General features: G+C 61.1%; 7 protein-coding genes and 1 pseudogene. 4 read left to right on the top strand and 4 right to left on the bottom strand.

Translation table 11 applies throughout. The annotated features are described in order from the left end of the window. Nucleotides 1–2: 2 nt before the first annotated feature. Nucleotides 3–1,343 (bottom strand): MFS transporter, encoded by a 1,341-nt coding sequence (locus tag P7F28_RS10580; RefSeq protein WP_277184438.1) that lies wholly within the window; start codon nt 1,341–1,343, stop codon nt 3–5. A 132-nt stretch (nt 1,344–1,475) separates the two neighbouring features. On the opposite strand from P7F28_RS10580, the pseudogene P7F28_RS10585 reads away from it, so the two are divergent. From P7F28_RS10585 to P7F28_RS10600, 4 genes and pseudogenes are all read left to right on the top strand, one after another. Continuing rightward, a pseudogene (locus tag P7F28_RS10585) lies at nt 1,476–2,351 on the top strand (LysR family transcriptional regulator); the annotation flags it as partial. A gap of 130 nt (nt 2,352–2,481) precedes the next feature. Continuing rightward, nucleotides 2,482–3,297 carry an IclR family transcriptional regulator gene (locus P7F28_RS10590; protein WP_277184439.1) on the top strand — a complete coding sequence of 272 codons (816 nt, stop codon included), beginning with the start codon at nt 2,482–2,484 and terminating at the stop codon, nt 3,295–3,297. Between the two features lie 79 nt (nt 3,298–3,376). After that, nucleotides 3,377–4,744: an MFS transporter gene (locus tag P7F28_RS10595; protein WP_277184440.1), complete on the top strand. Its 1,368-nt coding sequence runs from the start codon at nt 3,377–3,379 to the stop codon at nt 4,742–4,744. Nucleotides 4,745–4,781: 37 nt separating this feature from the next. After that, on the top strand, nt 4,782–5,462 hold the full coding sequence (locus tag P7F28_RS10600) for a hypothetical protein (protein ID WP_277184441.1): 681 nt from the start codon (nt 4,782–4,784) through the stop codon (nt 5,460–5,462). 32 nt (nt 5,463–5,494) lie between these two features. Here P7F28_RS10600 and P7F28_RS10605 read toward each other — a convergent pair whose 3' ends face one another. The 3 genes from P7F28_RS10605 to P7F28_RS10615 all read right to left on the bottom strand — a co-directional run bounded on the left by P7F28_RS10605 (nt 5,495) and on the right by P7F28_RS10615 (nt 9,187). Next, entirely contained in the window at nt 5,495–6,661 is a 1,167-nt protein-coding gene (locus P7F28_RS10605) for a CaiB/BaiF CoA-transferase family protein (protein ID WP_277184442.1), read from the bottom strand. 79 nt (nt 6,662–6,740) lie between these two features. Next, nucleotides 6,741–7,751, bottom strand: a complete 1,011-nt coding sequence (locus P7F28_RS10610; protein ID WP_277184443.1) for an Ldh family oxidoreductase — start codon at nt 7,749–7,751, stop codon at nt 6,741–6,743. 59 nt (nt 7,752–7,810) lie between these two features. Then, the gene (locus P7F28_RS10615) at nt 7,811–9,187 is read right to left on the bottom strand and encodes a replication initiation protein (protein WP_277184444.1); all 1,377 of its coding nucleotides are present in this window, start codon (nt 9,185–9,187) and stop codon (nt 7,811–7,813) included. Nucleotides 9,188–9,729: the final 542 nt, after the last annotated feature.

Consider the following 9,729-nt stretch of genomic DNA (forward strand, 5'->3'; position numbering starts at 1 on the left):
TTTCAATGAGAATTCAGGACGATGCGCTTGATATCGCCGACGACGAAGAGATAGGACAGCGCGCCCGCCAGCGTCACCGCCGAGATAAAGGCCAGCGCATACACGAACGATCCCGTCGCGCCGACGATCAGCCCGATCGCCAGCGGCGTGACGATGCCCGCCGCATTCGCGAACAGGTTGAAGATGCCGCCGCTCAGTCCGAGCAAACCCTTCGGCGCGATATCGGAGACGATCATCCACGCCAGCGCCGACATGCCTTGTGCGAAGTACGCGACGCAGAGAATCGCGATCACCGCGCCGGTCGAATCGACATAATTGGCCAGCGCAATGCTCGCCGCGCCGAGCAGTCCGGCGATCACCGGCAGCTTGCGCGCCCAGTTCAGCGAGATGCCACGGCGCAACATCGCATCCGAAATCCAGCCGCCCGCCAGCGTCCCGACCGATGCCGCGATAAACGGCAGCACCGCGACCAGCCCGACTTTGAGCCACGGCATATGGCGTTCGGTGACGAGATACGTGGGAAACCACGTCAGGAAAAACACGTTGGTCGAATTGCACGCGAACTGGCCGATACAGATGCCCAGCATGCTGCGCTGACGCAGCAACGCGCCGATATCCGACCAGCGGAATTGCGTGACATCGCGGCTGCCATCGACCACGCCGCCGCCGCTCGCGATGTAATCCAGCTCCGCCCGATTCGCCGATTTCGACTGATGCGGCTCGCGAAAGCGCATCAGCCAGACCGCGCCGAACACGATGCCCACCGCGCCGACTGTGCCGAAAAGCACGCGCCATCCATAGCGATGTTCGAACCAGAACAACAGCGGGCTCAGAAACGCCAGGCCCACATATTCCGCGAAGGTATAGACGCCGGTGGCGCGGGCGCGCTCGCTCTGCGGGAACCACATCGCGACGACGCGGCTGTTGGTCGGAAAGCACGGCGCTTCGGCCGCGCCGATCAACAGCCGCATGATGATGAGCGATACGAAGCCGGTGGCGAGCCCCTGCAAGCCGGTAAAGAACGACCACAGCGTGAGTGCGAAAAAGTAGGTCCAGCGCGTACCGATGCGGTCGAGCAGCACGCCGCCCGGAATCTGCGACGCGGTGTACGTCCACGAAAACGCCGAGAAGATCACGCCCATCAGCGCGGGCGTGAGGCCGAGTTCGTGACTCATCGACGGCGCGGCGATGCCCGCCACGCTGCGGTCGAGGTAATTGATCATCGTGCCGATCGCCAGCAGCGCTAGGATGCCGAAGCGTGCTTTCGTGCGCGTAGCCGTTGCCGCCGATGCAGGCGCGCCGGCGCGCGTACCCAGCGCGCTCGGGGTATCGAGTGGGTTCATGCTGTCTCCGTTCGTATCTGGTTCGTATCTATCGTTGTGTCCAGATACTAGGGAGTTGTCACGCCGCTGTCGTATGCCGAGTTTCAGCTAAGCTATAACTTTTGGTTAATCCTTCCATCGGACGGCGACGACATGCGCTTCAAGCTGCGGCAAATGGAGGTGTTCCGCGCGGTCATGCTGACCGGCTCGATCAACGCGGCGGCGCGCATGCTCTATGTGTCGCAGCCGGCCGTGAGCAAGCTGGTCGCGCATACGGAAACCACGCTCGGGCTGCGGCTGTTCGAACGCGCCAAGGGCCGGCTGATTCCCACGGCGGAAGCGCAGGCGCTGTTTCGCGAAGTCGAGCAGGTTTATCAATCGGCCTTGCGTGTCGATGAATTCGCGCGGGCGCTGGCTCTGGGTCCCGCGAGTCTGCTGCGCGTGTCGTGCAGTCCGTCGCTCGGTCCGGCGATTCTCGCGCCCGCCATCGTCGAATTGAAGCGGAGCATGCCGGGCTTGCGTATCGACTGGCATACGACGCTGATGTCCGATATGCCGCTGGAAGTGCTGAGCAAAGCGGTCGATGTGGCCGTGACGTCGATGCCTATCGAGCACGAGCATCTCGAAGTGGTGCCATTTATGCGCGGACAGATGGTCTGCGCGCTGCCCGCCGATCATCCGCTGGCGGCGAAGGAGCGGATCGCCCTCGCCGATCTCGTCGCCGAACCGATGATTCTTTTTCGCCGCGATATTCCGTTCGGCACCGTGGTCGCCCGAGCCTGTCAGCAAGCCGATGTCGATCTGACTTCAGTGGTCGATATCACCCGCGCCGATCAGGCGCTAGCGCTCGTGCGCGGCGGTCTGGGCCTCGCTATCGTCGATGAATTCGCCGCCGCCACCGATTGCACCGTCCGGCCGCTGGTGGAGGAAGTCGATATGACCGCGACGTTCGTCTATTCGAAGTTCTCGCCACCGCCGCGCGGCGCGGTGCTGCTGATGCAGGCGGTGTATCGGCGGGCGGAGATTTCGGGCGGCAGATTAGCGGTGCGAGTTTCGCGCCCTGAATTCGCGCGAAGCAAAAGTGAAAAAGCTTTGCAATTTGCAAAGGCTTTGCAATACACTAGCCGCAAGCACCTGAAAAATCACGCCAATATCGCCTATGAGCGCCGTAGCCGACCGCATCCTTCGCGTTCTCGAAGAACTCGCCAGTTCGCCCGAGGGCAAGACGCTTTCCGAGCTGTCGAACAGTCTCGAACTGCCGGTCAGCGCCGTGCATCGGCTGCTCGCGGATTTGATGGAGCAGGATTACGTTCGCAAGGACGAGCGGCGCGGCGAATTCACGTTGACGATGAAAATGCCGTCGCTGGGTCTGCGCTTTTTGAGCGCGGGCGGCATCGTCGATATCGCCCAGCCGATTCTCGAACGGCTCGCGGCTACGTCGGGCGAACTGGTGCGGCTGGCTATCGTCGATGGCGAAGAACTGATCTATGTCGCGAAGGCGCAGGGCGCGCGGCAAGGCATTCGCTACGATCCCGAAATGGGGCGACCGGTCACACTCTCGTGCAGCGCAGCGGGCATCATATGGCTCGCAGGCAAAAGCGATGAAGACGCCATGCGGCTGGTCTCGAAGCAAGGTTTCGGCAAACCGGAAGATTTCGGTCCGCGCGCGCCAACCACCTTCAAAACGCTCTTGCCGATGATCGAAACCGCCCGCGCGCAAGGCTACGCCACGACACAGGACATGTTCCTGCCCTCCATGAGTTCGATGGCCACGCCCGTGCACGCAAATAACGGCGAAGTCCGCGCGATTCTCATCATTGCCGGTCCGCTGTCGAGACTCACCGACGCCCGCATGAACGAACTCGTCGCGCCGCTCAAGTCAACGGCTCACGAACTGTCCGAAGCCAGCGGCGTCTCGCCGATGCTGCGTCGAGCCATGCAAGGCCCGAACTACGCTGTGACCATCACCGAATAACAAGCTGAAGAAGGCATCGTCATAGCTTTTGTATTAATTATTTCGGATGCCTTATTGATAATCTGGAGGAGACACGTCAATGGAACCGCATCATCATCCTGAACGCTCTACACGTTCGATGGCACAGCGCGCGGTCAGTGCCGCCACGGTCGGAACCGCGCTCGAATGGTTCGACTTCACGCTGTACGGATCGGTTGCCGCGACCGTGCTGCCCAAGCTGTTTTTCCCCGCGATGGAACCGAACTCCGCGCTGCTGGCCTCGCTCGCCACCTTCAGCGTGGGATTGGCGGCGCGTCCGCTCGGGGCGATCATCTGCGGCTATTTTGGCGACAAGATCGGCCGACGAAACTTGATGCTCGGCACCGTTTCCGTCATGGGCATCACGTCCGTGCTGATGGGCTTATTGCCGACGTATGCGCAGATCGGCATGCTCGCGCCTGTTTTACTGGTGCTTTTGCGCATCATTCAGGGCTTCGCGCTCGGCGGTGAATCCACCGGCGGTCAATTGATGGCGCTCGAACATGCAGCAGCGGACAAGCGTGGGAAATACTCGGGCATCATCGGCATGTGCGCGCCGCTGAGTCAGATATTGGCGAATGCGGTGTTGCTGCTGCTGTCGGCCACCATGAGCGCTGAATCGTTCACACGCTTCGGCTGGCGCATTCCCTTTGTGATGAGCTTTTTGCTGGTGCTGGTCGGCATCTATATCCGACTGCGTGTGGCGGAAACGCCCGCTTTCGTGCAGATGAAGCAATCGGCTGTCGCCACCGTCAGCAGTCCATTGCGCGATGCGTTCCGTCTGCACTGCAAAACCATCATTCGCATGATGCTGTTTTTCTGCGGCCCGACCGCGTTGTTTTATCTCGCCGTCGTGTTCACGCTGGGCTATCTGACCAACTCGCTCGGCGTGCCGAAGCAGACCGGCTTCACACTGCTGATGATCGCCAACGCGTGCGCGGTGTGCGGGTCGATTATCGGCGGGATGCTGAGCGATCGGATCGGACGCAAGCGCATGTTGCTGATTGCATCGGCGGCCACGTTCATCATCATGATGTTCTACTTTCCGATGCTCGGAACCAGGCACTTCGCGACCATGGCGCTGGCAATGGGCCTGTTCATGGGCTTCACACAAGTGCAGACCGGCATTCAGCCAGTCGCGTTTGCCGAAGTATTCCCGACCAATGTCCGCTATTCCGCTTCGGCGCTGGCCTTCACCGGCGCGAGCCTGCTGGCAGGCGGTCCCATTCCTGTCGTGGCGACGTGGTTGCTGAACCTGAGCCACGGTTCGCCGTGGATTCTCGTCGCGCTCGTGGCAGCGATCAACGCCCTCTCCTTCTGCATGATCGCGATCGGCCCCGAGACGATGGGTATCGATATGAACCGTCTCGATTCCGCCGATGACGTGGCCGGCAAACACGCCACCAACGCGCGCCAGGCGAGCGTCTGACCATTTGCATAACGAACTATCTAGAAGCGAGGAAGTAATGTCTGAACAACCGAACGGCTTGCTGGCGATCTGGAGCACGATCGCGGCGGAAACGGAAATCGACTATCTTCACTGGCTTACGCGCGAGCACGTATTCGAGCGCGTCGGCGTGCCGGGTTTTCAGTCGGGCCGCGTGTTCAAACGGCGCGATATTCAGCCATCCGAATTTCTTATGCTATACGAACTGACCGATGCCAACGTCATGTCGAGCAACGGCTATCTCGAACGGCTCAACGCGCCAACGCCGTGGACGCAGAAAATCATGCCATCGCTGATGCGTTTCCGGCGCGGCGGCGGCACGGTGACACGCACGAGCGGCCACGCGCGCGGCAATGGCGCGCATATCGCGATCGCGCGATTCGAACACGCTTTACCGGAAGCGCTGCAAGGCGCCGATGCGCAGACGTTGCTCGATACGCTTGCGCGGACTGACTGGATCGTGGCGGCGCGCGTGATGGCCGTGCAGACCGATGCGACGTCAATCGCCACACGCGAAAAGTCGATGCGCAGCAGTCAGGAAGGCGCGTTCGCAGGGCTTCTGGTGATCGAGGCGCTTGATCGAAGCGCGCTCGATCGTGCGGTGACGATCGCAAGTGAGGCGCTGCCCGCGAATACCGCGTTCGATTGCTACGACGCGATCTTTGCTCATCATCGGATGGCATCGGCTAACGAGTATTGATCGTTAGTGCAAAGCGGTGCGTGGCAGCGGATTCAGCCCGCATCGTCTTCGCTTTTCGAATGCCCGAATCCCAGTTCCTTCATAATTGCTTCGGTATGCTCACCAAGCGCGGGAATCGGGTCCATGCGCGGCGCGAACGCATCGGGAATGCCGGGCGGATACATCGCCGGAATCTTGCCCACGGGACTGTCCACTTCGGTCCAGCGCCCGCGCGCTTCGAGCTGCGGATGCCGCCATACGCCGTGCATATCGTTCACGTTGGCGTTCGCAATGCCCGCCGCATCCAGCCGCGCGATGATCTCCGCACCGGTCATCGTCGAGAGGGTTTCGGTGATGATCGCGCGCAGTTCGCTCTTGTGCGCGACGCGTTTGTGATTGGCGTCAAAGCGCTCGTCGGTTGCGAGTTCGGGCTGCTGCAAAACCTGACGACAGAAGACGGCCCACTCGCGCTCATTCTGCAAGCCGAGCATGACGACACTGCCATCGCCCGCATCGAACGGACCGTAGGGAAAAATGGTCGCGTGCGATGCACCCGAGCGCGGCGGCGGCGTCTGATCGTCGATCGCGTAGTACAGCGGGAAGCTCATCCACTCCGTCATGCTTTCGAGCATCGACACATCGATTCGACAGCCCTCGCCTGTCTTCTGACGCTGCATCAGCGCCGCGAGAATATTGGTGAACGCATACATGCCCGCCGCGATATCCGCCACCGAACAGCCTGCCTTGGCGACGTCGTTATCGGATCCGGTGACGGAGAGGAAACCCGCTTCGCTTTGAATCAGCAGGTCGTAGGCTTTCTTGTCGCGATACGGACCATCCGGCCCGTAACCGCTGATATTGCACACGATGATGCGCGGATAGCGCTCGCGCAAGGCCTCATGGCTCAGGCCCAGCCGATCCGCCGCGCCGGGCGCGAGGTTCTGCACCAGCACGTCGGCATCGGCGAGCAAGGCGTGGAGAATGGCGTCGGCATCGTCGCTTTTGAGGTCGAGCGCAAAGCTTTCTTTCGAGCGATTGGTCCACGCGAAATGCGATGACAAGCCCCGCACGCGCGTGTCGTAACCGCGCGCGAAGTCGCCCACGCCGGGCCGCTCGATCTTGATCACGCGCGCGCCCAGATCGGCGAGTTGGCGTGTGCAGAAAGGCGCGGCAATCGCGTGCTCCAGCGCGATCACCTTGATTCCATCGAGCGGGCGCATGCTTAGCTCCTTTACTCACTGCGTCGATGACGTCGATCAATGACGTTGGTCGGATCGACAGTTAGTTGCGTGATAGACGTCAGACCGCGCGAAGCTCAGCAATCAGCTTCGCATTGATGCGGATGCCCTCGCGCGCGCTGTCCGCCGCGATCGCCTCGCGCCGATCGCCCGGCAAGCGTACGTCGTCATCGATCAGCATAAGTTCGATCAGCGTTTCGATGCGCGCCTGATAGACACGTTCACCGGCGAGCGCGGAAGGATCGAGCAGCCAGAACAAATGGCCGATGCCCGAACGCGGACCATCGGCGGTCAGAAAGGAACCGGCTTCCGCACCGAATTGCGCGCCCGACAACGCCACCGCGAGCAATTCGACCATCAGGGCAAGCATGGCGCCCTTCGCGCCGCCCGAGGGCAGCATCATGCCGGCCAGCGCGGCGCGGGCATCGGTGGTGGGCTGGCCGTCGGCGTCGGTCGCCCAGCCTTCGGGGATAGGCTTGCCGTCGCGCGCCGCGACCATGATCTTGCCGCGCGCCACATGCGATAACGACAGGTCGATCATCAACGGCGACGCATTGGCACGCGGAAACACCGCGGCGATCGGATTGGTGCCGAGCAGCGGACGCGAGCCGCCCCACACGGGCATGGACCCCGGCGCGTTGCTGAACGCGAGGCCGACCAGTCCCGCCGCGCCGACCGCCTCGAGGTGATACGCGCCCGCGCCGAAATGATGACTGCGCGTGACGCTCGCCACCGCCGTGCCGAAGTTGCGCGCGCGATCGATTGCCGTCGATATCGCCAGTTCGCATGCGCCGAACGCAAGGCCATCGGCGGCATCGACGAGAAATGCTGCGCCTTTGTCGCGCACGATCGCCGGCACCGCGCGCGGATCGACACGGCCGTTGCGCAGTTGCGCGAGATACATCGGCAAGCGCGCGACGCCGTGCGACGAGAGACCGCGGGCATCGGCATAGACGAGGGCTTTCGCGGTGGCCTCGGCGGTCGCTTCGGTCGCGCCGGTGCTGAGCAAGGCGTGACGCGCGAGCGTGTGAAGGGCTTCAGAGGAGATCAGCGTTTCTTCGGGTGAGGTCATCGATCAGTGCATTGTTGTTGTTCGATTGGGCTCGCAAGCATGGCACGCGAACCCGACACTCACTTGCCCTTCCCCGATCGGCATTTGCTGAATACGTATCCCGAGAATCCATCGCGCAGGTCCGGATAGCGGCGGAGGACTTCATCGTCCAGATCGGAAGACGGATCGATACCCAGTCTGCGCAGCGTCAGCTTGCCGCCCGGACTCGACCGATAGGTACGCCGCCAATCTTCACGCTGTTTCGGCGGGGCGTTTTCGTAGGCATCCCAACCCTGACGGACTTCGCTGACCACCTTGTTTTGCGCGTGGACATCTTGCGCGGCAAGTTGTAGCGCGCGGCGGCTTTCGGTTTGTTCGATAGCTTCGGATTGTTTGCGGTCGGTGAGCGCCAATTCGTCCTGAATCAGCACCATTTTTCGTTCGGCATCCGAAACGATCCAGCCTTCCTTGAGCGCCTTCATAAAGAAGCCTGCCGGACTCTTGGACACCTTGCCCAGCTTCAGACTGAAGCGTGTGCGTTCGAGCGCCTGCTCCAGACGCTCATCCGTATAAGTGTCCCGTTCGGACGCGATCTGATTGAACTGTGAGCTGGACAGTCCGATCTCCTGCTTCAACGATTGATACAGCGCCTGTGCGTGTTCGTGCGTCTGGAGCAAGCGCTCGGCGAGTTCCTTTCGCTCGACTCGAAACCGCATCCGCCCGATCTTGCGGGACCCCGGCTCGTTGCGTGTCTCGAACGACAAATGCAGGTCCGATACTTCGTTGATCTGATGAACGGCGGGCGTCAGCCAGTCACGCTTGAAGTACTTGAACTCCTGCGCCTTCGCGCCCATCGTGCCCTGCCACGCGCGCAGTTCGTCGAGGCTGAACCATTCGGTCACGCCTTCATCGGCATAAGGAAGCAGATGGTCGTACATGACGCGCGCGTAACTCAGCGTGAACAGCGACGTAATGCGCAGGCTCAGCCAGTGCGATTTCCCCGGCCCACGGATGATGCCGATGAGATCCGGCGGAACGCGAAATTGAAACCGCCCGCCGACATACGAAATCCGGCCGATGAGTTGCACGGAGCCGAACGGCTTGGTGCCATCGGCCTCGGCTTCGGCTGTGGCCTGAATAAGCGCGCGCTGCGCCTCGGTGATGACTTGCTCCAGGTGCGCATTGTTGCGGCTGGCGTAGCGCATCAGCCACTTGAAGTAATCGAGTTCGACGTCGTACAGGTCGCGAATCTTCTCGTCCTGCGCAACGATAAAGTACGCCGCGTCGATCAACCGCCGTGCCGCCACCCCAAGATCGACGATGCGGATCAGCACGTTCTTGCGTGCAAAACCGATATCGCTTCGCGCCGTATCGACAGGCAGGCCTTCGGCGTTTGCATCGTCGAATAGCGCAAGCGCCAGTTGCCTGGACGTTGCGACCTGACTGCCTGTGGTCATTCCCTTTTCCTCGTGCGCCTTTATTTGTTTGCGGGCAGAAGTTACTGCGGGATGGGTGAGATGTCAACACAGAACACCTCACCATTCGCACGCCGTTGGCACAGCAAACCTCACCTTGATTGGCTTGCACGCACAAATCGCCTCACCTTCGGTGGAAATCTCCTCACCGTACGCGCCCAAAGACGGCACCTTCGCGTGGTAAACCCGGCACTTTGTGGCTCAATCAACAGCACCTTAAGCACAAGATGCCTCACCTTGCCTTGCTAACTAACTGATTTGATTGAATATACGTGTTCCCTGTGGTTGTGGTTGGTTCTTTTTATTTGTAAACAAAAACTAACCACAGGCAAATAGCCTGATTTGCGTTGATGCACGCCTAGCTTTTTGCCAATGCGCCTGCCGAGGTTTTATTGCCCCAGCGGCAAATTTTCACCTTCTAATAGGTGAGGTGAATTGTGCGTCGCCAAAGCGCGCCTGTTTTTTTAGACGCTTTGGTGAGGTATTTTGTGTTGGAGATAGGTGGTAACGGCGGGTAGGAGTCG

Origin of the sequence: Caballeronia sp. BR00000012568055, assembly GCF_029439455.1 — a bacterium.
GTDB lineage: Bacteria > Pseudomonadota > Gammaproteobacteria > Burkholderiales > Burkholderiaceae > Caballeronia.

Excerpts from the sequence above, each read along its gene's own strand:
- P7F28_RS10615 (WP_277184444.1), bottom strand. The coding sequence starts at position 9,187 with ATGACCACAGGCAGTCAGGTCGCAACGTCCAGGCAACTGGCGCTTGCG.
- P7F28_RS10610 (WP_277184443.1), bottom strand. The coding sequence starts at position 7,751 with ATGACCTCACCCGAAGAAACGCTGATCTCCTCTGAAGCCCTTCACACG.
- P7F28_RS10600 (WP_277184441.1), top strand. The coding sequence starts at position 4,782 with ATGTCTGAACAACCGAACGGCTTGCTGGCGATCTGGAGCACGATCGCG.
- P7F28_RS10595 (WP_277184440.1), top strand. The coding sequence starts at position 3,377 with ATGGAACCGCATCATCATCCTGAACGCTCTACACGTTCGATGGCACAG.
- P7F28_RS10605 (WP_277184442.1), bottom strand. The coding sequence starts at position 6,661 with ATGCGCCCGCTCGATGGAATCAAGGTGATCGCGCTGGAGCACGCGATT.
- P7F28_RS10580 (WP_277184438.1), bottom strand. The coding sequence starts at position 1,343 with ATGAACCCACTCGATACCCCGAGCGCGCTGGGTACGCGCGCCGGCGCG.
- P7F28_RS10590 (WP_277184439.1), top strand. The coding sequence starts at position 2,482 with ATGAGCGCCGTAGCCGACCGCATCCTTCGCGTTCTCGAAGAACTCGCC.